At 40.6% G+C, this 21,842-nt stretch carries 27 protein-coding genes and 1 other annotated feature; of the genes, 21 read left to right on the top strand and 6 right to left on the bottom strand.

The genetic code is table 11. The features are described 5' to 3' along the window. Positions 1 to 42: 42 nt before the first annotated feature. From O3633_RS03485 to O3633_RS03475, 3 genes are all read right to left on the bottom strand, one after another. Positions 43 to 636: a helix-turn-helix domain-containing protein gene (locus O3633_RS03485; RefSeq protein WP_371620394.1), complete on the bottom strand. Its 594-nt coding sequence runs from the start codon at positions 634 to 636 to the stop codon at positions 43 to 45. 170 nt (positions 637 to 806) lie between these two features. Further along, positions 807 to 1,193: a bleomycin resistance protein gene (locus O3633_RS03480; protein ID WP_371620393.1), complete on the bottom strand. Its 387-nt coding sequence runs from the start codon at positions 1,191 to 1,193 to the stop codon at positions 807 to 809. Positions 1,194 to 1,204: 11 nt separating this feature from the next. Then, complete coding sequence (locus O3633_RS03475) at positions 1,205 to 2,032, bottom strand: exodeoxyribonuclease III (RefSeq protein WP_371620392.1); 828 nt, start codon at positions 2,030 to 2,032, stop codon at positions 1,205 to 1,207. A gap of 218 nt (positions 2,033 to 2,250) precedes the next feature. Here O3633_RS03475 and O3633_RS03470 point away from each other — a divergent pair, with 218 nt between their 5' ends. The 11 genes from O3633_RS03470 to O3633_RS03420 all read left to right on the top strand — a co-directional run bounded on the left by O3633_RS03470 (position 2,251) and on the right by O3633_RS03420 (position 13,076). Next, entirely contained in the window at positions 2,251 to 3,150 is a 900-nt protein-coding gene (locus tag O3633_RS03470; protein WP_371620391.1) for a CPBP family intramembrane glutamic endopeptidase, read from the top strand. After that, the gene (locus O3633_RS03465) at positions 3,134 to 3,400 is read left to right on the top strand and encodes an autorepressor SdpR family transcription factor (protein WP_371620390.1); all 267 of its coding nucleotides are present in this window, start codon (positions 3,134 to 3,136) and stop codon (positions 3,398 to 3,400) included. The genes O3633_RS03470 and O3633_RS03465 overlap by 17 nt, the downstream gene beginning before the upstream one ends. Then, the gene (locus O3633_RS03460) at positions 3,401 to 4,042 is read left to right on the top strand and encodes an SdpI family protein (RefSeq protein WP_371620389.1); all 642 of its coding nucleotides are present in this window, start codon (positions 3,401 to 3,403) and stop codon (positions 4,040 to 4,042) included. Between the two features lie 126 nt (positions 4,043 to 4,168). After that, positions 4,169 to 4,624 (top strand): DUF3290 family protein, encoded by a 456-nt coding sequence (locus O3633_RS03455; protein ID WP_308688043.1) that lies wholly within the window; start codon positions 4,169 to 4,171, stop codon positions 4,622 to 4,624. Beyond that, positions 4,621 to 5,256 (top strand): DUF421 domain-containing protein, encoded by a 636-nt coding sequence (locus O3633_RS03450; protein WP_000174434.1) that lies wholly within the window; start codon positions 4,621 to 4,623, stop codon positions 5,254 to 5,256. Before O3633_RS03455 ends, O3633_RS03450 begins: the two co-directional genes overlap by 4 nt. A gap of 54 nt (positions 5,257 to 5,310) precedes the next feature. Beyond that, positions 5,311 to 7,056 (top strand): ABC transporter ATP-binding protein, encoded by a 1,746-nt coding sequence (locus O3633_RS03445; RefSeq protein ID WP_371620388.1) that lies wholly within the window; start codon positions 5,311 to 5,313, stop codon positions 7,054 to 7,056. Then, positions 7,046 to 8,788 (top strand): ABC transporter ATP-binding protein, encoded by a 1,743-nt coding sequence (locus O3633_RS03440; RefSeq protein ID WP_371620387.1) that lies wholly within the window; start codon positions 7,046 to 7,048, stop codon positions 8,786 to 8,788. Before O3633_RS03445 ends, O3633_RS03440 begins: the two co-directional genes overlap by 11 nt. A 105-nt stretch (positions 8,789 to 8,893) precedes the next feature. Then, positions 8,894 to 9,586 (top strand): sugar transferase, encoded by a 693-nt coding sequence (locus O3633_RS03435; RefSeq protein ID WP_061863623.1) that lies wholly within the window; start codon positions 8,894 to 8,896, stop codon positions 9,584 to 9,586. A 38-nt stretch (positions 9,587 to 9,624) separates the two neighbouring features. Further along, on the top strand, positions 9,625 to 10,851 hold the full coding sequence (locus O3633_RS03430) for a DegT/DnrJ/EryC1/StrS family aminotransferase (RefSeq protein ID WP_371620386.1): 1,227 nt from the start codon (positions 9,625 to 9,627) through the stop codon (positions 10,849 to 10,851). Positions 10,852 to 10,917: 66 nt separating this feature from the next. Beyond that, positions 10,918 to 11,142: a binding site (T-box leader), on the top strand. A gap of 161 nt (positions 11,143 to 11,303) precedes the next feature. Beyond that, positions 11,304 to 12,485, top strand: coding sequence for a tryptophan synthase subunit beta (trpB, locus tag O3633_RS03425; protein WP_371620385.1), 1,182 nt, complete (start codon positions 11,304 to 11,306; stop codon positions 12,483 to 12,485). A 27-nt stretch (positions 12,486 to 12,512) separates the two neighbouring features. Then, entirely contained in the window at positions 12,513 to 13,076 is a 564-nt protein-coding gene (locus O3633_RS03420; protein ID WP_000601936.1) for an aminodeoxychorismate/anthranilate synthase component II, read from the top strand. Positions 13,077 to 13,117: 41 nt separating this feature from the next. Here O3633_RS03420 and O3633_RS03415 read toward each other — a convergent pair whose 3' ends face one another. Next, entirely contained in the window at positions 13,118 to 13,780 is a 663-nt protein-coding gene (locus O3633_RS03415) for a prepilin peptidase (protein WP_371620384.1), read from the bottom strand. 70 nt (positions 13,781 to 13,850) lie between these two features. Here O3633_RS03415 and O3633_RS03410 point away from each other — a divergent pair, with 70 nt between their 5' ends. The 8 genes from O3633_RS03410 (at position 13,851) to O3633_RS03375 (ending at position 17,736) form a co-directional block, all read left to right on the top strand. Then, positions 13,851 to 14,306, top strand: coding sequence for a GNAT family N-acetyltransferase (locus O3633_RS03410; protein ID WP_371620383.1), 456 nt, complete (start codon positions 13,851 to 13,853; stop codon positions 14,304 to 14,306). 85 nt (positions 14,307 to 14,391) lie between these two features. Beyond that, on the top strand, positions 14,392 to 15,141 hold the full coding sequence (gene truA / locus O3633_RS03405) for a tRNA pseudouridine(38-40) synthase TruA (RefSeq protein WP_371620382.1): 750 nt from the start codon (positions 14,392 to 14,394) through the stop codon (positions 15,139 to 15,141). Beyond that, positions 15,131 to 15,904: a bifunctional hydroxymethylpyrimidine kinase/phosphomethylpyrimidine kinase gene (locus tag O3633_RS03400; protein WP_371620381.1), complete on the top strand. Its 774-nt coding sequence runs from the start codon at positions 15,131 to 15,133 to the stop codon at positions 15,902 to 15,904. Before truA ends, O3633_RS03400 begins: the two co-directional genes overlap by 11 nt. Then, on the top strand, positions 15,882 to 16,343 hold the full coding sequence (locus tag O3633_RS03395; protein WP_049529908.1) for an ECF transporter S component: 462 nt from the start codon (positions 15,882 to 15,884) through the stop codon (positions 16,341 to 16,343). Before O3633_RS03400 ends, O3633_RS03395 begins: the two co-directional genes overlap by 23 nt. Before the next feature lie 68 nt (positions 16,344 to 16,411). Then, on the top strand, positions 16,412 to 16,636 hold the full coding sequence (locus O3633_RS03390; RefSeq protein WP_049529907.1) for a YqgQ family protein: 225 nt from the start codon (positions 16,412 to 16,414) through the stop codon (positions 16,634 to 16,636). Positions 16,637 to 16,641: 5 nt separating this feature from the next. Next, positions 16,642 to 17,022 (top strand): rhodanese-like domain-containing protein, encoded by a 381-nt coding sequence (locus O3633_RS03385; protein WP_000259323.1) that lies wholly within the window; start codon positions 16,642 to 16,644, stop codon positions 17,020 to 17,022. A 92-nt stretch (positions 17,023 to 17,114) separates the two neighbouring features. After that, positions 17,115 to 17,342 carry a hypothetical protein gene (locus tag O3633_RS03380; protein WP_049529906.1) on the top strand — a complete coding sequence of 76 codons (228 nt, stop codon included), beginning with the start codon at positions 17,115 to 17,117 and terminating at the stop codon, positions 17,340 to 17,342. A gap of 166 nt (positions 17,343 to 17,508) precedes the next feature. After that, positions 17,509 to 17,736: a DUF4190 domain-containing protein gene (locus tag O3633_RS03375; protein WP_371620380.1), complete on the top strand. Its 228-nt coding sequence runs from the start codon at positions 17,509 to 17,511 to the stop codon at positions 17,734 to 17,736. Positions 17,737 to 17,778: 42 nt separating this feature from the next. Here the strand turns inward: O3633_RS03375 and O3633_RS03370 are convergent, their stop codons facing one another. Further along, positions 17,779 to 18,504 carry a 16S rRNA pseudouridine(516) synthase gene (locus O3633_RS03370; protein ID WP_371620379.1) on the bottom strand — a complete coding sequence of 242 codons (726 nt, stop codon included), beginning with the start codon at positions 18,502 to 18,504 and terminating at the stop codon, positions 17,779 to 17,781. A 161-nt stretch (positions 18,505 to 18,665) separates the two neighbouring features. Between O3633_RS03370 and typA the strand changes: the two genes are divergently transcribed. Continuing rightward, the gene (gene typA, locus O3633_RS03365) at positions 18,666 to 20,507 is read left to right on the top strand and encodes a translational GTPase TypA (protein WP_049529947.1); all 1,842 of its coding nucleotides are present in this window, start codon (positions 18,666 to 18,668) and stop codon (positions 20,505 to 20,507) included. A gap of 19 nt (positions 20,508 to 20,526) precedes the next feature. Further along, positions 20,527 to 20,775: a DUF3165 family protein gene (locus O3633_RS03360; RefSeq protein WP_000262655.1), complete on the top strand. Its 249-nt coding sequence runs from the start codon at positions 20,527 to 20,529 to the stop codon at positions 20,773 to 20,775. 70 nt (positions 20,776 to 20,845) lie between these two features. On the opposite strand, the gene O3633_RS03355 is transcribed toward O3633_RS03360, so the two are convergent. Further along, complete coding sequence (locus O3633_RS03355; protein ID WP_371620378.1) at positions 20,846 to 21,817, bottom strand: aromatic acid exporter family protein; 972 nt, start codon at positions 21,815 to 21,817, stop codon at positions 20,846 to 20,848. Between the last annotated feature and the right edge of the window lie 25 nt (positions 21,818 to 21,842).

Raw genomic sequence — 21,842 nt, 5'->3', positions numbered from 1 at the left:
AATTTTAATACATTTAAAAAGCGAGGTCTGATGACTTCGCTTTTATTTGATAGGGAAGAAAGTAAGTAAGAGCCAATAAAATAGCAGAGCAATAGCGCCAATTCCAAGGCCAAATAGAATGGGAAGCGTGATTCTTTGGTAGGGGGCTTTACCCCTTTCTTCAGCTTCTTCAATCTCGCTTAGGCTGCTTCCTTGAACATAGGCAACAATCTGTCGGTAGGTGCGAAGATTATGCTGTTTCTTGAATTTTTCAATGCGTAGGGCGTAGAAGATAGCGATAGCAAAAATCAAGCAACTAAAAGCGATACCATACCAATCCAAATAAAGAATTAAGGGTATGCTGATGATAGGAAAACCAAATAGCAGTATGCTAAAGATTATTCCATCTTTTTTATAACGTATAAATTCTTGATCGTGAATAATTTGTTTCATAGTTTCCAAATCTCCTTTTACTAGTTTGTCTAATGACACTTCAAAAACCTTGCTCAGTAAGAGTAGGTTTTGAATATCAGGGTAAGTCGCACCGCGTTCCCAGTTGGAAATGGATTGGCGACTGACAAAAATTATTTCAGCTAAATCATCTTGAGATAATTTTTTCTCTTTACGATAGCGCTGGATTTGTTTTCCGACTTGCATAAAATTTCCTCGCTTTCTGATTTCATTCTACTCAATTATACAAAAAACGGCTATCAAAGTTCTTTGACATACTGATTTCATAGGCTTTAGCAAAGGTTTTGGTCAATGGATTTACAGGTCTGTCAATTCATGTTTACCTACTGAAAAAGAGGCTATCAGCCTCCTTTTTCTTATTCACTAAATCTTAAAAAATAGCCATCTGGGTCTAAAACTGCAAATTCATGAGGATAGATATATTGTTCACCAACACGGAATTCTCTTTTGGTCAAAGGACGATGAATAGGATAGTTAGACTCGATTACTTTCTGATAGAGTCGAGGGACATCCTCTATGCCGAAGGAGATATTGACTCCACAACCAAAGGGGTAAGCCAGTTCAGCCAATTCATCTTTTGTCCCCTCCTCTAGCATAAGTTGGCAGTCTTCAAGCGAGAGGAAGAGAAATTTCTCCTCTGGACGCTCGTATTCGACAGAAAATCCCAGCAAGTCGCAGTAGAAGTGGCGTGACTTTTCGAGGTCAGATACTACAAATTCAGGAATGACAGCTTGATAGTCCATTAGCTTTCTCCTTAGAGCTCAATCTCCATGACAATAGGTGTATGGTCTTGGCGTGGGCCTGAGTCAATCATGTCTGACTTGGTAACCTTGTCTGCTACACGGTTACTTGTGAGCCAGTAGTCGATTCTCCAGCCTGTGTTGTTGATTTTTGAAGTCTTGCTGCGTTGTGCCCACCAAGTATAGCGTTCTGGCACATCGCCATGGATATGGCGGAAGGTATCTGTAAATCCTTTGGCTAAAAGGTTTGTAAATCCTTCACGTTCTTCGTCTGTAAATCCTGGTGAACGGCGGTTGCTGGCCGGGTTAGCAAGGTCAATTTCCTTGTGGGCAACGTTGTAGTCTCCTGTTGCTAGGACAGGTTTTTGCTTGTCTAGTTCAGCCAAGTATTCCGCATATTTGACGTCCCAAACTTGACGTTCTTCCAAACGTTTGAGTCCATCACCTGCATTAGGAGTGTAGACTTGCGTTACGAAAAATTCATCAAATTCAAGAGTAATGATGCGGCCTTCCAAGTCCATGGTAGAAGGTGCGCCAATCTCTGGGAAGCTGATAGTTGGAGTGAGTTCTTTTTTATAGAGGAACATGGTTCCAGCATAGCTTTTACGGGCAGGCTCTTGAGAGGAACGCCAGGTGTTTTCGTAACCTGGGAAGAGTTCTTCCAGTACCTCAAGGTGTTTTTTTGTAGGGCCTTTAGCTGAAAGCTTGGTTTCTTGGATAGCAATGATATCAGCGTCTTCGGCTACCAAGGTTTGGAGAACGTCTTGTGATAATTTCGCACGCGCAGAGTCACTCGTCAACGCTGCATTGAGGGAATCAATATTCCATGAGATTAGTTTCATAGTGTGTACCTTTTCTAGATGTATTTCTTATATTTTATCAAAAAAAAGTAAAGCCAGCGAGTTTCTAGTTCGTAAACTCACTCTTTAGACTTTATCCTTAGAAAACAAAAAATTCTCGCAACTATTTTGAAAAAAATCTAAATAGTTCTTGTATTTGGAGTGGAAAGGTATATAATATTATTTAGAAAAACATCTAAATAGAAAGTGAAGTTACAAATATGTCAAATAAGAGAACAATCCTTCTTTTTGTGGTCTTGTCTTATGGTCTTGCTTGGATAATATGGTTGGCACTATGGCTAAGTGGTATTGGACTAAATTCTCCATGGAGTCAGCTTGCTAGTATTGTGGCCATGTGGATGCCTGCGCTTGCAGTCTTTCTCTTAGGGAAAATAACGAAAAAACCTAGTGGAATCAAGTCTAAATTAGTCGTGAATCTCAAGAGGAACTGGCGCTTTTACTTACTAGCTATCTGGTTGCCAGCAGTTATCAGTTTCTTAGGAGCAGGACTTTATTTTCTTGTATTTCCTAACAATTTCAGCCTTGGTTTTGAATTTATTCAAGCCATCTTACAAGAAAAAGGAGTACTTCAATCACCGATCCCCCTATCTTCCTTGGTCTTGATTCAAATGCTAGCTAGTTTAACCTACGCTCCTTTTCTTAATAGCTTATTTGCATTGGGAGAGGAAATTGGTTGGCGTGGTTATCTTTACCCAGCTCTAAGAGAACGCTTTTCACTAGTACAGACTCATGTCTTGCTTGGTCTCATTTGGAGTCTATGGCATTTACCAATTAATTTGCAAGGCTTTAATTATGGACTAACTTATTTTGCTTATCCCGTTTTGGGAGTTGTCGCCATGTTTTTATTTTGTTTTAGCGTAGGAATATTGTTGAGTTGGCTGATGGAAAAAACAGGTTCTATCTGGGCTTCAGCACTATTTCATGGGGCAATCAATGCAACTGCAGGTTTTGGACTACTCTTTCAACTGCCTGGAGAAAAAGCTTCAAGCCTCTTGATTTTTGGTCCGTCACCAGCAGGACTGATAGCAGTGCTACCCTGCTTATTCCTTGCCTTACTGATATTGCGAATAGAAAGGAAGCACTATGAGTTTTGCAAATAGTTTTAAAGCTTTATCTCATCCAGTCAGGAGGGAGATTTTGAATTTGCTTAAAACAGGCAGGTTATCTGCAGGAGAAATTACCAGTCATTTTGAGTTAACAGGTGCAACAATTTCACACCACCTTACGATTTTGAAAGCAGCGGATTTGATTCGTGAAATGAAAGAGAAAAACTTTATTTATTATGAGTTAAATACATCAGTTTTAGAGGATATGATGGTGTGGTTAGCAGAACTGAAAGGAGATTTTTAGATGAAGATAAAAATCAATAAGAAATTGGTATTATATACTAGCATTCTTATCCTACTGCCTACCCTTGTAGGTTGTGTTTTCTGGTTTCAACTACCAGAGAAGATGCCGACTCATTTTAATCTACTGGGCCAAGCAGATGGCTACGATCATAAAATGTTTGCTATCTTTGGATTACCGGCTCTCATGCTTTTGATGCATTGGTTGATTCTATTCTTGATGATCAAGGATCCTAAGTCCAGCAATATTAGTTCAAAAATACAACTTTTGATTTACTGGATTATTCCTTTTGTATCTTGTCTATCGATGATTTCTATCTACGGAGCATCTTTGGGTTATTCTATGATGAGTGGAATTCTAGCTCAGATTTTTATGGGAGTCATCATGATTGTAATTGGAAATTATCTACCAAAAACACGCCGAAATTATATAATCGGTATTCGACTTCCGTGGACTTTGGAGAATGATGAGAACTGGAGCAAAACGCATCGCCTAGCTGGAAAAATTTGGGTATTAGGAGGATTGTTATTGTTTCTAAATGCCTTTGTTCAGCTATATGTTTACTGGGTATTCTTCTTGACACTTTTCTTTGTAGTGATAATTCCTAGTGTCTATTCTTATCAATTATCAAAATCAGAATCTTGAAATAGGTATTTGAGTCGTTAGTTAGAGAAGTTGGTCTGATACGCGTATTTCCCCAGCGTATGGTTTGAAAAATCACCCTCTTTCGTTTATAATTAAGAATGATTTTATGAAGGGGAGTGAAAATAGATGAAATTCTACTCTTATGACTATGTACTCAGCCAAATCGGTCAGCAAAATGGTATCATGGTTGGCTTTGGGATTGTTCTATTAGCTGTGACAGGTTTTTTTGCTTTTAAGGCATACCATGATAAAAAGGGGACCAAATTTCGTGAGTTGGTCATGATTTCAGCTCTGACCTTATTAGCTCTACTTTTGGTCAGCATCACGACTTATCAAAACAATCAAGTTTCTAACAATAAATTTCAAACTTCACTTCATTTCATCGAGGTTGTTTCCAAAGATTTGGGAGTAGACAAGTCAGAAGTCTATGTTAATACTTCCACAAACACTGATGGCGCACTTATCAAGGTGGGAGATCGTTATTATCGTGCCCTGAACGGCAGTGAGCCAGACAAGTACCTGTTAGAGAAAGTGGAATTGTATAAAACAGATGCAATTGAACTGGTGGAGGTGAACAAATGACACTTAATTATATCGAAATTTTAATCAAACTAGCCTTGGGTCTCTTTTCTCTGGTTTTTGTAATCAATGTAACAGGAAAGGGCAACCTAGCGCCTAACTCAGCAATAGACCAAATCCAGAACTATGTGCTAGGGGGTATCATCGGTGGGGTGATTTACAATAGCGCCATCAGTATCCTTCAGTATGCAGTTATCCTGATTATGTGGACCATTCTGGTCTTGACTCTCAAATGGCTCAACAACAATGTTCACTTTGTGAAACGTTTGATTGATGGGAAGCCAACCCTGCTCATCAAAAATGGGAAGATTGATCCAGAAGCTTGCCGTTCGGTTGGTTTGTCAGCAGCGGACGTAGCTCTTAAGCTCCGTAGTCAGGGAATTTTCCAAATGAAACAAGTCAAACGAGCTATGCAGGAGCAAAACGGTCAACTCATCGTAGTCCAAATGGGAGATGAGAATCCCAAGTATCCTGTTGTCACAGATGGTGTTATCCAAGTCGAAATTTTGGAGACCATTGGTCGGAGCGAAGAATGGCTGCTTGATAACCTCAGTAAACAAGGGTATGACAATGTGGCCAATATCTTTATCGCTGAGTATGACAAGGGTGTCGTCTCAGTCGTAACCTATGAGTAAGAAAAACCTGGGGTCTTGGCCTCAGGTTTCCATTTGCAATCAGAAAGGGATTTTATGTCCATTATTCAAAAACTTTGGTGGTTTTTCAAGTTAGAAAAACGCCGTTATCTAGTCGGGATTGTGGCCCTGGTCTTGGTCTCTGTGCTCAACCTCATCCCACCTATGGTTATGGGGCGCGTAATCGATGCCATCACTTCGGGACGATTAACACAGGATGAGCTCTTGCTTCATCTCTTTTATCTCCTGCTAGCAGCTTTTGGGATGTACTATCTGCGTTACGTTTGGCGCATGTATATCCTAGGAACCTCCTACCGACTTGGGCAAATCATGCGTTCAAGACTATTTGAGCACTTTACAAAAATGTCGCCTGCTTTTTATCAGAATTATCGAACTGGGGATTTGATGGCTCACGCAACCAATGATATCAATGCCCTGACTCGTTTAGCCGGTGGAGGTGTCATGTCTGCAGTGGATGCCTCTATCACAGCCCTTGTGACTCTGTTGACTATGCTCTTTAGCATTTCTTGGCAGATGACCTTGGTTGCCATTCTGCCTTTGCCATTTATGGCCTATGCGACTAGTCGTCTGGGGAGAAAGACCCATAAGGCTTTTAGTGAATCGCAAGCAGCCTTTTCTGAACTCAACAATAAGGTTCAAGAATCTGTATCAGGTATCAAGGTAACCAAGTCCTTTGGCTATCAGTCTGATGAATTGGCATCTTTTCAGGAAGTCAATGATTTGACCTTCCAAAAGAATCTGCAAACCATGAAATATGATAGCCTCTTTGACCCTATGGTTTTGCTCTTTGTTGGTTCTTCTTATGCCTTAACTCTCTTAGTCGGTGCCTTTATGGTGCAAGCAGGACAGGTAACTGTTGGGAATCTGGTCACCTTTATTTCTTACTTGGATATGTTGGTCTGGCCTTTGATGGCTATTGGGTTCCTCTTTAATATTACTCAAAGAGGGAAAGTTTCTTACCAACGTATTGAGAGTCTCTTGTCTCAAGAGTCACCTGTCAAAGATCCAGAATCTCCACTTGACGGGATTGAAAACGGGCGTTTGGACTATTCCATTGATAGTTTTGCCTTTGAAGACGAGGAGACGCTGAGAGATATACATTTTAGTCTCGAAAAAGGGCAAACCTTGGGCTTGGTTGGGCAGACTGGTTCAGGGAAGACTGCTTTGATTAAGTTGCTCCTACGTGAGTATGATGTTGACCAAGGGGCCATTTATCTAAATGGCCATGATATTCGTGACTATCGACTAGCTGACTTACGGAGTTTGATGGGATATGTTCCACAGGACCAATTTCTCTTTGCTAGCTCTATCCTAGATAATATCCGCTTTGGAAATCCCGACCTGCCTTTCTCTACAGTAGAAGAAGCCACTAAGCTGGCTCAAGTCTATCAAGACATTCAAGCAATGCCCCAGGGATTTGATACAGTTATCGGTGAAAAGGGTGTCAGTCTATCTGGTGGACAAAAGCAACGTCTGGCCATGAGTCGGGCTATGATTTTAAATCCTGATATCCTGATTTTAGATGATTCCTTGTCAGCTGTAGATGCCAAGACAGAGTTCGCTATTATCGATAATCTCAAGGAAACTCGCAGAGATAAAACGACCATTATCACTGCCCATCGTCTCAGTGCAGTTGTTCATGCGGATTTGATTTTGGTCATGCAAAATGGTCGCATCATTGAACGAGGTACACATGAAGACTTACTAGCCTTGGATGGTTGGTATGCACAAACCTACCAGTCACAACAATTAGAAATGAAAGGAGAAGAAGATGCGCAATAAACAAGCACAATGGGCTGTATTGAAACGCTTGTTGTCCTATCTAAAGCCCTATGGTCTCCTAACCTTTTTAGCCTTAGCTTTTCTCCTTACGACGACTGTTGTCAAGAGTATCATCCCCTTGGTAGCTTCGCACTTTATCGACCAGTATCTACATAATCTCAACCAGCTTGCGGTTACAGTTTTGCTAGTTTACTATGGTCTCTACATTCTTCAAACCCTTGTCCAATATGTGGGGAACCTTCTTTTTGCGCGAGTGTCCTACAGCATCGTTAGAGATATTCGACGTGATGCCTTTGCCAATATGGAAAAACTAGGCATGTCTTATTTTGATAAAACACCAGCAGGTTCCATCGTTTCTCGTTTGACCAATGACACAGAGACAATCAGTGATATGTTTTCAGGGATTTTGTCCAGCTTTATCTCGGCGGTCTTTATCTTTGTGACAACCCTTTATACCATGCTCGTTTTGGACTATCGTCTGACAGCTATAGTGTTGCTTTTTCTACCCTTGATTTTCCTTTTGGTCAATCTCTATCGTAAAAAATCGGTCAAGGTCATTGAAAAAACCAGAAGTCTCTTATCAGATATCAACAGTAAGCTGGCAGAAAATATCGAAGGGATTCGCATTATTCAAGCCTTTAATCAAGAAAAACGCCTGCAAGAAGAGTTTGATGAGATAAATCAGGAACATCTAGTTTACGCTAACCGTTCAGTAGCCTTGGACTCCCTCTTTTTACGTCCAGCTATGAGTTTGTTGAAGTTGTTGGGGTATGCGGTTTTGATGGCTTACTTTGGCTATCGTGGTCTTTATCTAGGCATAACAGTAGGAACCATGTACGCTTTTATCCAGTACATCAATCGCCTCTTTGATCCCCTCATCGAGGTAACGCAAAACTTTTCTACCCTTCAGACATCTATGGTGTCAGCAGGTCGCGTCTTTGCACTTATCGATGAGACTAACTATGAACCGGCCCAAGAAGATGGACAAGCCGAGATTAAAGAAGGAAATATCCGTTTTGAACATGTGTCCTTCTCCTATGATGGGGAGCACCAGATTCTCGATGATATTTCCTTTACAGTCAATAAAGGTGAAACCATCGCCTTTGTCGGACATACTGGTTCTGGGAAATCCTCTATCATCAATGTTCTCATGCGCTTTTATGAATTCCAGTCTGGTCGAGTTCTCCTTGATGGTGTGGATATTCGTAAGTATAGTCAAGAGGAGTTGAGAAAAAACATCGGTCTGGTTCTACAGGAACCTTTCCTCTATCATGGGACCATCAAGTCCAATATCGCCATGTACCAAGATATCAGTGATGACCAAGTCAAGGCTGCAGCAGAATTTGTCGATGCAGATTCTTTCATTCAGGATCTTCCATTAGGTTATGATGCTCCAGTATCTGAGCGTGGTTCGAGTTTTTCAACTGGTCAACGTCAACTTCTTGCCTTTGCCAGAACTGTTGCCAGTCAACCGAAAATTCTGATTTTGGATGAAGCGACAGCCAATATTGATTCTGAAACAGAAGCCCTGGTCCAAAATTCTCTAGCCAAGATGAGACAGGGCCGGACAACCATTGCCATTGCCCATCGTCTTTCTACCATTCAGGATGCTAACTGTATTTATGTCCTAGATAAGGGACGAATCATCGAGAGCGGCACACACGAGGAACTTTTGGCCTTAGGAGGAACCTATCACAAGATGTATAGTTTACAGGCAGGGGCTCTTTCTTAGAGAAGAATTCCTTTAAAATACAGATTTCTTGCACTGCCTCTTTCATTTTGTGGTATAATGTAGAATGTTTAAAGATTACATATTAAAAAACAGAGGAGAATGTGCATGCTGAAATGGGATGAACTACCTCAAGAAATGCAATTGAGTGAGGTAAAACCATACTACCAGCTTGTTTCTAAAAGAAAAGGCTCTCTGATTCTCAAGCGTTGTCTAGATTTGGTTCTAGCCTTGATCTTGTTAATCTTGACCTCACCCGTATTTCTGATTCTAAGTATTTGGATCAAACTAGATAGTAAGGGTCCAGTCATTTATAAGCAGGTGCGGGTAACCCAGTACAACCGACACTTCAAGATTTGGAAATTCCGTACCATGGTGACAGATGCTGATAAAAAAGGAAGCCTAGTAACTTCTGCAAATGATAGTCGCATCACCAAAGTTGGAAATTTCATTCGCCGTGTTCGTTTGGATGAACTTCCACAATTGGTCAATGTTCTTAAAGGAGAGATGTCCTTTGTGGGAACTCGTCCAGAAGTACCACGCTACACAGAGCAGTATAGCCCTGAAATGATGGCTACCTTGCTCTTACCAGCAGGGATTACATCCCTTGCCAGCATTAATTATAAGGACGAGGATGCCATTATCAGTCAAATGACTGCAAAAGGTATGACGGTCGACCAAGCTTATGTCGAAAGAGTCCTTCCAGAAAAGATGCACTATAATCTAGCCTACCTACGTGATTTTAATTTCTTCGGAGATATCAAGATCATGTTCCAGACTGTATTTGAAGTTTTAAAATAAGTAGTCACAAAAGTGAATACAGTAAAAGGAGTAAAACAATGACAAAGTATAATATTCCATTTTCACCACCCGATATTACCGAAGCAGAAATTGCGGAAGTAGCAGATACCCTCCGTTCTGGTTGGATCACAACAGGTCCAAAGACAAAAGAATTGGAGCGTCGCCTGTCCGTCTATACTCAAACGCCTAAGACAGTATGCCTCAACTCTGCAACAGCAGCTCTTGAATTGATCTTGCGCGTGCTTGAAGTGGGGCCTGGTGATGAAGTTATCGTTCCAGCTATGACTTATACAGCATCATGTAGCGTTATCACTCACGTTGGTGCTACACCAGTGATGGTTGATATCCAAGGCGATACCTTTGAAATGGACTATGACAAGCTTGAGCAAGCGATTACTGAGAAGACTAAGGTTATCATCCCAGTAGAACTTGCAGGGATTGTCTGTGACTATGACCGTTTGTTCCAAGTTGTTGAGAAGAAACGTGACCTTTTTACAGCTACTAGCAAGTGGCAAAAGGCCTTTAACCGTATTGTGATTGTCTCTGATAGTGCTCATGCTTTGGGTTCAACCTATAAAGGACAACCAGCTGGTTCCATTGCAGACTTTACATCCTTCTCTTTCCACGCAGTCAAGAACTTCACAACTGCTGAAGGAGGAAGTGCTACTTGGAAAGCTAATCCAGCGATTGACGATGAAGAAATGTACAAGGAATTCCAAATCCTATCTCTTCATGGTCAAACAAAAGATGCTCTTGCCAAGATGCAACTGGGTTCATGGGAATACGATATCGTAACACCTGCCTACAAGTGCAACATGACAGATATCATGGCTTCAATTGGTTTGGTACAATTGGATCGTTATACTGGCTTGCTTCAACGTCGTAAAGAAATCGTAACTCGCTATGACCGTGGATTTGCAGGAACTCGTATTCACCCATTGGCTCATGAGACAGATACTGTTGAATCTTGTCGTCACCTTTACGTTACCCATGTAGAAGGTGCTAGTCTCGAGCAACGCAATCAAATTATCCAAGAATTGGCCAAAGCAGGAATCGCAAGTAACGTTCACTACAAACCGCTTCCACTTTTGACAGCTTATAAGAATCTTGGCTTTGACATGGCAAACTATCCTAAGGCTTATGCCTACTTTGTAAACGAGATTACGTTACCACTTCACACGAAATTAACGGATGAAGAAGTAGATTATATCATTGAGACTTTTGTCAGAGTTTCTGAAGAAGTTCTAGACGCTTCACAAAAATAATTAAAAAAATTAGTAAAAAATTAGTGAAAACGGTTGACAAAGAAAAAACAATAACATATAATTAACTCAACAAATCAGAAAAGTAATTATTTTTAATCTTCAGGGAGCCTGTGGTTACTGTGAACAGGTGGTTGGAACTAGTGAAATTGGGCTGATTTTAAAAGTGAATTTGAAACAATGAAAATTCGGTAGGCACACCTTACAGTGCAACTTGTTGTTAGACAAGGCAGAGATGTAGAGGGGATATTCTCTTTACAATTGAGGTGGTACCGCGTTACGAACGCCCTCACATGGAAGTAAATTCCGTGTGTGGGCTTTTTTCTATCCGTCATTTTGTTTATATTTTATTAGGGCCTTAAGTAGCTTTGATGAACTTGAGTTCTATCTACAGCTCCTTGCCTACTACTAAAAGCAAACAAAAAGCCGGATTCATACAGAAGGAGGAAGAATTTATGACAACTAAAGGATATTTTGGACAATTTGGTGGTAGTTTTGTACCAGAACCAATTCAGGTTTTACTAGATGAATTGGAAGTGACTTTTGAAAAATACAAGGATGATCCAGAGTTTTTAGCTGAGTTTCGCCATTACTTGAAGGATTATTCAGGTCGCGAAACACCGCTCTATTTTGCTGAAAGCTTGACAGAGCACTTAGGTGGAGCTAAGATTTATCTCAAGCGTGAAGACCTTAACCACCTTGGATCTCACAAACTTAATAATGTTTTGGGTCAAATCCTTCTAGCAAAACGCATGGGTAAAAAGCGTGTCATTGCTGAGACAGGAGCTGGCCAGCACGGTGTTGCGACAGCTGCAGCGGCAGCCAAATTTGGTATGGCATGTGATGTCTACATGGGGGCAGAAGATGTGGAGCGTCAACGTCTCAATGTCTTCCGCATGGAGATGATGGGAGCAACTGTTCACGCAGTTGAAACTGGTACTCGTACCCTCAAAGATGCGGTAGATGCAGCCTTTGGAGCATGGATGAATGACCTTGAAGCCTTCTACGTTTTAGGATCTGCTGTAGGTCCTCACCCTTATCCAACGATTGTTCATGAGTTCCAAAAAGTGATTAGTGAAGAATCTCGTCGTCAAATCTTGGAAAAAGAAGGACGTCTGCCAGACTACGTTATTGCCTGTGTGGGTGGTGGTTCCAATGCCATCGGTGCTTTTTCACAGTATGTAGCTGATGAAGAAGTCAAATTGGTTGGGGTAGAAGCTGCTGGTCATGGACTTGATACAGACAAACACGCAGCAACTATGACCAAGGGTAGTGTCGGAATTGTCGATGGAATGAAGACCTATGCAGTCTTTAAGGAAGATGGAGAGCTCGCGCCAGTTTACTCTATCTCAGCAGGTTTGGACTATCCAGGGGTTGGTCCAGAACATGCCTTCTTTAAAGACTCTGGTCGAGTAGAATATGTAGCAGCGACAGACGAAGAAGCTGTCCAAGCCTTGCTTTTATTAAGCAAAACAGAAGGAATCATCCCTGCAATTGAAAGCTCACATGCTATTGCTGAAGCAGCCAAACGCGCACCAAAACTAAGTAAAGATGAGATTATCATCATCAATGTCTCTGGTCGTGGAGACAAGGACGTAGCTGCTATTGCAGATTATCTTGAAGCAAAGAATAACTAATCATTCCAAGATTAAAGGGAGAAAATTGTGATTTTATTGATTGATAATTATGATTCTTTTACCTACAATCTAGCTCAATATATCGGAACTTTTTCTTCTGTTGAGGTCTTGAGAAATGACGATCCTCGTCTCTATCAAGTAGCAGAAAAGGCAAGAGCTCTTGTCTTTTCGCCTGGACCTGGTTGGCCAGCTGATGCTGGAAAAATGGAGGATATGATTCGAGATTTTGCTGGGGAAAAGCCAATTTTGGGGATTTGCTTGGGACATCAGGCTATTGCAGAGGCTTTTGGTGGAAAACTAGGTTTGGCTCCAAAGGTAATGCATGGTAAACAAAGTCAGCTCCAATTTGAAGCTCCATCCATTCTTTATCAGGGTATAGAAAATAACTGTTCAGTCATGCGTTACCATAGTCTTATGGTGGAGGAATTACCCGCAGACTTTGAAGTTACCGCTCGTGCGATAGACGATCAGGTTATCATGGGTTTTCAACACGAGAAGCTCCCTATCTATGGCTTTCAATATCATCCAGAAAGTATAGGGACACCAGATGGACTATCAACCATACGAAACTTCATTGAAAAGGTTATCTAAGGAATAGGACGTCAAAATAAAAGCCCTCATAGAGGGCCTGACTATCCTAAAAGCAGTAGCTTACCAAAAATAATCATACAAGCAGCAAGCAAGAGGAAGGGCACAAAAGGAAGTCTTTCCTTTTTCTTTAGTAGGAGAAAGGCTAGGATGCCAGTTGTGGAAGCAAATTGAATTAAAATCAGCATTTCAGTTAGGCTAAAAATAAGAGCACAAGAGGCCAGAAAGAGAAAATCTCCTGCTCCTATACGGATATCGATAACATGAGCAATGATTCCAAGAATCAAGAAGAAAGCCATGGCCAGATTCCAACTACAGAAAAACATAAGGATTAAGTGAAAAATTAGCCAGACTAGCAGGGGATATTCCTGATGACGAAAGTCGTAGGTGCCTAAGGTCAAGCCAGCAGTTATCAGAATAAGTTGTCCTAAGGTTAGAGATCCCAAAGAAAAAGTTAGAAAGAGTAGCCCCAAGAATAACTCAAAGAGGGCATACCAGAAAGGATAGTGGACCTTGCAATAGCGACAGCGAAAGCGATAGACTACTTGAGAAATAATTGGAATCAAATCCAAGGGACATAAGCGAGTCTGACAAGACTCACAGTGACTAGTAGGAAAAACTATGGATTGCTCAGGGAAGCGGTCAATGACCAAGCCTAGAAAGGAAGCAATAATAGCTCCAACAAGAAAAAAATAAAGATGAATCATACTTATTTATTCGGAAAAAATAAGAGAAAGAGTATAATAGTTGGATAAAGGAGAAATTTTAGGAGCAAATATGAAAATTCACTTTGAAAAAGGACTTCAGTTAGAAAATGCCCAACTCATTTGTCATTGGTCTAATGCTTTGGGAGAAAGTTTTCAGAAGCAATGGATGGGACCAATGATTCCTTTTCCCTTGACAATTCAAGTCTTGCAAGATTTGGAAGGAATTTTTTCAATATTTGATGGACAAGAGTTTGTGGGGCTTATCCAGAAAATCAGGCTAGAAGACAGGAATCTTCATATCGGGAGATTTTTTATCAATCCTCAGAAACAGGGGCAGGGCTTAGGTAGCCAGGCTTTAAGGAAATTTGTTAGTTTGGCCTTTGAAAATGAAGACATAGATACTATTTCTCTAAATGTCTACGAGGCAAATCAAACAGCTTACAATCTTTACCAAAAAGAAGGATTTGAAATCGTTCAAATGGTTGAAGTACCTGTACGAAAATATATGATGATAAAATCTAGATAAGAATTAGATTATATCAATATTTGTCCCCGTACAATTTTTGGTTTTCAAACTTGTTGCAGAGAAATTTTCTTGATAAAATAGATATATGACTAGATATAAAGCAATCATTTCCTATGATGGCTACGCCTTTGCTGGTTTTCAGCGGCAACCACACGCGCGTAGTGTCCAAGAGGAAATTGAAAAAACTCTAACCAAATTAAATAAAGGACAGGCTATTACAATACATGGTGCTGGACGAACGGACAGTGGCGTTCATGCTTTAGGTCAGATCGTCCATTTTGACCTTCCCTATCAGATGGATGAGGAAAAACTTCGCTTTGCTCTTGATACCCAAAGTCCTGAAGATATCGATGTGATTTCGATTGAGATAGTGGCTGACGATTTTCATTGCCGTTATGCCAAGCATAGCAAGACCTATGAGTTTATCGTGGATAGAGGACGTCCTAAAAATCCCATGCGTCGCCATTATGCGACTCATTATCCCTATCCACTCGATGTGGAGCGGATGCAAGAAGCTGTAAAAAAGCTAGAGGGAACACATGACTTTACTGGTTTTACGGCATCAGGTACTAGTGTGGAGGATAAGGTTAGGACGATCACGGAAGCTAGTCTTAGGGTTGATGAAACAGGGCAGTTTTTGACCTTTACATTCTCTGGCAATGGCTTCCTCTATAAGCAGATTCGAAATATGGTTGGAACCTTGCTGAAAATTGGTAACAACCGTATGCCAGTTGAACAGATTGACCTCATCTTGGAGAAAAAAGACAGACAGTTGGCAGGTCCAACTGCAGCACCTAATGGATTGTATTTAAAGGAGATTCGTTATGAAGAATAATCGTATTTTAGCACTTTCAGGAAATGATATTTTTAGTGGTGGTGGACTAGCTGCTGACCTTGCGACCTATACTTTAAATGGTTTGCATGGTTTTGTAGCCATGACTTGCTTAACTGCTTTGACAGAAAATGGATTTGAGGTCTTTCCGACAGATGAGACTATTTTCCAACAACAGTTGGATAGTCTTAAAAGCGTAGACTTTGGAGGGATTAAGATTGGTCTCTTGCCGACAGTTGGTGTTGCTGAGAGAGCTTTGAATTTCATCAAGGAAAGATCAGGAGTTCCAGTAGTCTTGGACCCTGTTCTCGTTTGTAAGGAAACGCACGACGTTGCAGTTAGTGAGCTCTGTCAAGAGTTGATTCGCTTTTTCCCTTATGTATCAGTGATTACTCCTAATCTTCCTGAGGCAGAGTTGCTTGCAGACCAAAAGATTGAAAGTCTGGAAGACATGAAAAATGCAGCCAAAAAACTGCGTGATTTGGGTGCGCCAGCAGTGATTATCAAGGGTGGGAATCGCCTCAGTCAGGATAAGGCTGTGGATGTCTTTTATGATGGAGTGAATTTTACCATTTTTGAGAATCCAGTCATAGAAGGACAAAATGCTGGTGCAGGATGTACCTTTGCGTCAAGCATTGCTAGTCAGTTAGTCAAGGGAGAGGGGCTATTACCTGCGGTTGAGAGTTCCAAAGCCTTTGTTTACCGTGCCATTGCACAAGCAGATCAATATGGAGTGAGACAGTATGAAGCAAACCAAAACAACTAAAATCGCCCTAGTATCTATCTTAGCAGCCAGTTCTGTCGTATTGGGGTATTTTATAAAAATCCCAACACCAACTGGATTTCTAACACTTTTGGACGTTGGAGTCTTCTTCACAGCCTTTTACTTTGGAAGCCGTGAAGGAGCCGTTGTCGGAGGGTTAGCAGGATTTCTCATTGATCTCATTTCAGGCTACCCTCAGTGGATGATTTTTAGCTTAATCAATCATGGTTTGCAAGGCTATTTTGCAGGCTTTAAAGGGAAATGGCAATGGTTAGGATTAGTCTTGGCGACTCTATTCATGGTAGCTGGTTATGCCTTGGCATCAGCTTGGATGAATGGTTGGGGTGCAGCTATTCCAGAAATCATCCCAAATCTCATGCAAAATGTTGTTGGAATGACTCTAGGATTTCTTCTTTGTCATAGTGTAAAGAAATTCAGATAATAGTGAAAAAAGGAAACCTACTCCAAACTATTAGGGAACTATTGAAAAAAATCTGATTATTTGCTAAAATGAGAGCTATGAAAACACTCTACGATGTGCAACAATATCTAAAACAGTTCGGTATCATTGTTTATATGGGAAAACGTCTCTATGACATTGAACTGATGAAAATTGAACTATCACGGATTTATGATGCAGGCTTGATGGACAAGCTAGATTATCTTGAAGCAGAAGCTGTTCTTCGCAGAGAGCACAAACTAGAATTAGACTATTTAGAAAAAAATGGAGATTAGATATTATGGTAACTTGGGTATTATGGGGACTTATTGTAGCGATGTTGGCTTGGATGGGATACAACTACCTTCGCATTCGCCGTGCAGCTAAAATTGTAGACAATGCAGAGTTTGAGTCTTTGATTCGTACAGGTCAGTTAATTGACTTGCGTGATCCAGCTGACTTTCACAGAAAACATATCCTTGGAGCTCGTAATATTCCTTCAAATCAATTGAAGACAAGTCTTGCAGCTCTTCGCAAGGATAAACCAGTCCTTCTATATGAAAATCAACGTGCGCAACGTGTGACTAATGCAGCACTTTTCTTGAAAAAGCAAGGCTTCTCAGAAATCTATATCCTCTCTTACGGATTGGATTCATGGACTGGGAAGGTGAAGTCTAATTAACAATGTGAAAAAACTTGTCACATGTGTTTAATATAAAGTCTCGGCTTTTTATGGTATAATTGTTAGTATAAAATTTAAGGAGTTTTTTGAAGATGCAAGAAAAGAAAAAACCATCACTTGTTTTAGGTATCCTATCTATCGTCCTTGGTTTGCTATCTCCAATCGTAGGTCTCGTTTTGGGGATCATTGGTCTAGTCTTGGCTAATTCACATCAAAAAGAATCTGAACTTGATTATAAAACAGAACGAATTCTCAATATTGTTGGGATTGTAATTTCTGTAGTTAACTGGGTTGCAGGACTCATCTTAATGATGCACTAATCAGGATTCTAACAAAAAAAGCTTTATCTTTAAAAGCTTTTTTTGTTTTATCCACTCTTCTCGGTTCAAGAACCGAATAACAAAGTGCTAAAATTTTTCACCCAATTGATAAAGCCGATTTTTATGGTATTATTCATTTGTGTTTAGTTTAAGGAGTTTTTTGAAGATGAATGAAAAGAAAAAACCATCACTTGTTTTAGGTATCCTATCTATCGTCCTTGGTTTGCTATCTCCAATCGTAGGTCTCGTTTTGGGGATCATTGGTCTAGTCTTGGCTAATTCACACCAAAAAGAATCTGGACTAGACTATAAGAGAGAAAAAAATTTGTCCATCCTAGGGATTGTAATATCTGCACTTCACTTTATTTTAGGTGTTATGCTATTCGTACGCTAAAGAAGATTAAAAAAAGCTTTATTTGTTTAAAGCTTTTTTGTTTTATCCACTATTTTCTAAGTAATTTTTTATAACCTGTAATTCTTCTTTGTTCAGAAGTCGGAAATCACCTTCTGCTAGGCCAGAGTCCAATATAAAATTCCCGAATTGAACTCGTTTGAGAGCAGTTACCTTGACACCGACTGAGAGGAACATTTTTTTGACTTGATGAAACTTTCCTTCAGAGATGGTGATAGTGGCTTTGCTGAGACTAGGACTTGAGGATAAAATCTCAAGTTGAGCAGGTTTACAAATAGTTCCGTCAAGAAAGATAATCCCGTCTTTGAACTCTTGAATATGGTCGGGAGTTAGTGGCCCATTGATCTCTACTTGGTAAGTTTTATCGACATGGTATTGAGGATGGAGGAGTTGAAAACCTAGAGGCCCATTGTCCGTTAAGAGGAGGAGTCCTGTCGTATCCCGATCCAGACGACCGATAGCATAGAGTTGGTCTGATTGGAGGTGTTGAGGTAGTATGTCCATAACCGTTGGGAGCTTCTTGTCCTTGCTTGCTGTCACGACACCATTTGGTTTGTGAAGCATGATATAGGTGTGATCATATCCTTGGATTTTTATACCCTGAAAAATCAACTCTTGTAATCCCGTATCAACATTCTGTGCAAGGGAACTAGCAGGGAGTCCATCAACTAAAATTTCTTTTTTCAAAAGAGCTTGTTTCATGGCTTTTCGACTGATTTTTTCCTGGGCTAATAATTTATCTAAACGCATACCAGCCTATCTTATCACAAGTCGGAATTTTTGAAAAGAAAAGAGAAGGAATGAATTTTCTTTTGAAAACATTTACACTTACTTGAGTTAAGTCATTTGCTCAAAATTGTGGTATAATCGTTCAGTTAGAAAATAAATTTTTGAATACAATAGAGGAAATCATGACAAAATTAAGAGAAGATATCCGTAATATCGCGATTATCGCCCACGTCGACCACGGTAAAACTACCCTTGTTGACGAATTGTTGAAACAATCTGAAACTCTTGACGCGCGTACAGAGTTGGCAGAACGCGCAATGGACTCAAATGATATTGAAAAAGAGCGTGGAATTACCATCCTTGCGAAAAATACAGCAGTTGCCTACAACGGAACTCGTATCAACATCATGGATACACCAGGGCACGCGGACTTCGGTGGAGAAGTTGAACGTATCATGAAAATGGTTGACGGTGTTGTTTTGGTCGTAGATGCCTACGAAGGAACCATGCCACAGACTCGTTTCGTATTGAAAAAAGCCTTGGAACAAGACCTTGTGCCTATCGTTGTGGTTAACAAAATCGATAAGCCATCAGCTCGTCCAGCAGAAGTAGTAGATGAAGTCTTGGAACTTTTCATCGAGCTTGGTGCGGATGATGACCAACTTGACTTCCCAGTTGTTTATGCGTCAGCTATCAACGGAACATCTTCATTGTCAGATGATCCAGCAGACCAAGAAAAGACTATGGCGCCAATCTTTGACACTATTATCGACCACATTCCAGCTCCAATCGATAACTCAGATGAGCCCCTTCAATTCCAAGTGTCACTCTTGGACTACAATGATTTCGTTGGTCGTATCGGTATCGGACGTGTCTTTCGTGGTAGTGTAAAGGTTGGGGATCAAGTTACCCTTTCTAAATTGGATGGTACAACTAAGAACTTCCGTGTCACAAAACTCTTCGGTTTCTTTGGTTTGGAACGTCGTGAAATCCAAGAAGCTAAGGCTGGTGACTTGATTGCCGTATCAGGTATGGAAGACATCTTCGTTGGGGAAACAATCACTCCAACAGATGCAGTTGAAGCTCTTCCAGTTCTTCACATCGACGAACCTACTCTTCAAATGACCTTCTTGGTTAACAACTCACCATTTGCTGGTCGCGAAGGTAAATGGGTGACTTCTCGTAAGGTTGAAGAGCGCTTGCAAGCAGAATTGCAAACAGACGTATCTCTTCGTGTAGATCCAACAGACTCACCAGATAAATGGACAGTTTCAGGACGTGGGGAATTGCACTTGTCAATCCTCATCGAGACTATGCGTCGTGAAGGTTATGAGCTTCAAGTATCTCGTCCAGAAGTTATCGTAAAAGAAATTGATGGCGTCAAATGTGAACCATTTGAGCGCGTGCAAATCGATACTCCAGAAGAATACCAAGGATCTGTTATCCAAAGCCTTTCTGAGCGTAAGGGTGAAATGTTGGATATGATTGCAACAGGTAATGGTCAAACTCGTTTGGTCTTCCTAGTTCCTGCGCGTGGTTTGATTGGATACTCGACTGAGTTCTTGTCAATGACTCGTGGTTACGGGATTATGAATCATACCTTCGACCAATACTTGCCATTGATTCCGGGTGAAATTGGTGGACGTCACCGTGGTGCCCTTGTTTCGATCGATGCTGGTAAGGCTACAACTTACTCTATCATGTCTATCGAAGAACGTGGAACTATCTTTGTTAACCCAGGTACTGAGGTTTACGAAGGAATGATCATCGGTGAAAACTCTCGTGAAAATGACTTGACTGTTAATATCACTAAGGCTAAACAAATGACCAACGTTCGTTCAGCTACTAAAGACCAAACAGCGGTTATCAAAACTCCTCGTATCTTGACTCTTGAAGAATCACTTGAGTTCTTGAACGACGATGAATACATGGAAGTAACGCCTGAGTCTATCCGTTTGCGTAAACAAATCCTTAACAAGGCAGAGCGCGAAAAAGCAAACAAAAAGAAAAAGTCAGCTGAATAAAAGCTAGAAAGAGCAGAAAATGGTCTATTTAATCATAGGGATTTTATTACTCTTACTCTATATATTTGCGACACCTCAAAGTATCAAGGGAACGGTTAATATTGTAATTCTTGTTTTTGGTCTCGTTTCCCTCGTGATTTTGCTCATGTTGTCCATCCTGCAAATCTTTCAGCTACCAACAGAATTCTTTATCACAGTAGCCATGCTGGTCCTTGCTTACTTTAGTTTGCGAGATATCAGTCTCATGTCAATTCGAAAAAAACACTAATCATCAATTCGAATCCTAAAATAACAAAAACTTCTATTAGCAACTAGTTGGCTGATAGAAGTTTTTTTGATTAAGATAGATTGCTTTTTTCTTCAGAATAGCGTTGATAGAAGTCAACTTTCAGTTGGATAAAGTTTTCCAATTCGCGCAGGAGTTGAAGTAATGTTGCGCGTGTTTCAAATTCTTCCCTTGTTTTAGGGAGGTTACGATTGCGAAATACCTGCAGGTAGCTTTCAATATCATTTAATAAATCGTTGGCTGGATTGGTCTGACTGAGTTGATCCGCAATTTTAGCAAATAGCTGGGCAAGGATTAGGCTTTCGCTTGCTGCTAGATTACAGGTGTTGATTTGCTGGGCCATATTGCGAAGAATGCGACTCTGTCTCTGTCTCATTTCGAAATAGTGGATATGATAGTCGGTCTGATGAAAGAGATGGTCAGAGTGATCAAGATAGACCAGTTTGAGAGCTTCTTCAAGAAGCTGATCCAGTTCCTCAACGAGTTGAGCACGGTTGCGGCCATCGCCCTTTCCAAGATAATATTCAAAACGTTGTAGAATGTGTTTGAGTTTTTCTTCTACCTTGAGATGATAGAGATGGATTTCTTCTTGTCGAGAAGGCATATAGAGATTGACAGTCAAGGCAAATCCCGTACCAATAAGAAATAGGAGGAGTTCATTCACAAGAAGTTCTGGTGATGTAGACTTCTGAACCAAGAGATGACTGACAAGGACACTACTCGGGGTAATGCCAATTTCCCAGCCGAATTTATAGGCAAGGGGAACATAGAGGGCCAAATAGAGACCGAAACTCCAGATATGGTAGCCAGTCAGGTGAAAGGAAAGGACACCAATGAAAAGAGCAAGAAGGGTAGAGAATAGACGATTGCGAGCTAGTTTTATAGTGCTTCTACGAGTATCAGACAAGCTCAAAAGGGCAATGATACCAGCTGACACTGCTGAAGATAAATCGAGAAAGTAGGCTAGAACACAGGCCAAACAGGTTGCCAGAACGAGTTTTAAAGTACGTTGGGTGATAGACATGAGATATTTCCTATAATGAATGATA

Origin of the sequence: Streptococcus sp. 27098_8_22, assembly GCF_041432415.1 — a bacterium.
GTDB classification, from domain to species: domain Bacteria; phylum Bacillota; class Bacilli; order Lactobacillales; family Streptococcaceae; genus Streptococcus; species Streptococcus pseudopneumoniae_M.
The sequence above is the reverse complement of the archived record's forward strand: the minus strand, read 5'-3'. Positions and strand labels throughout refer to the sequence as shown.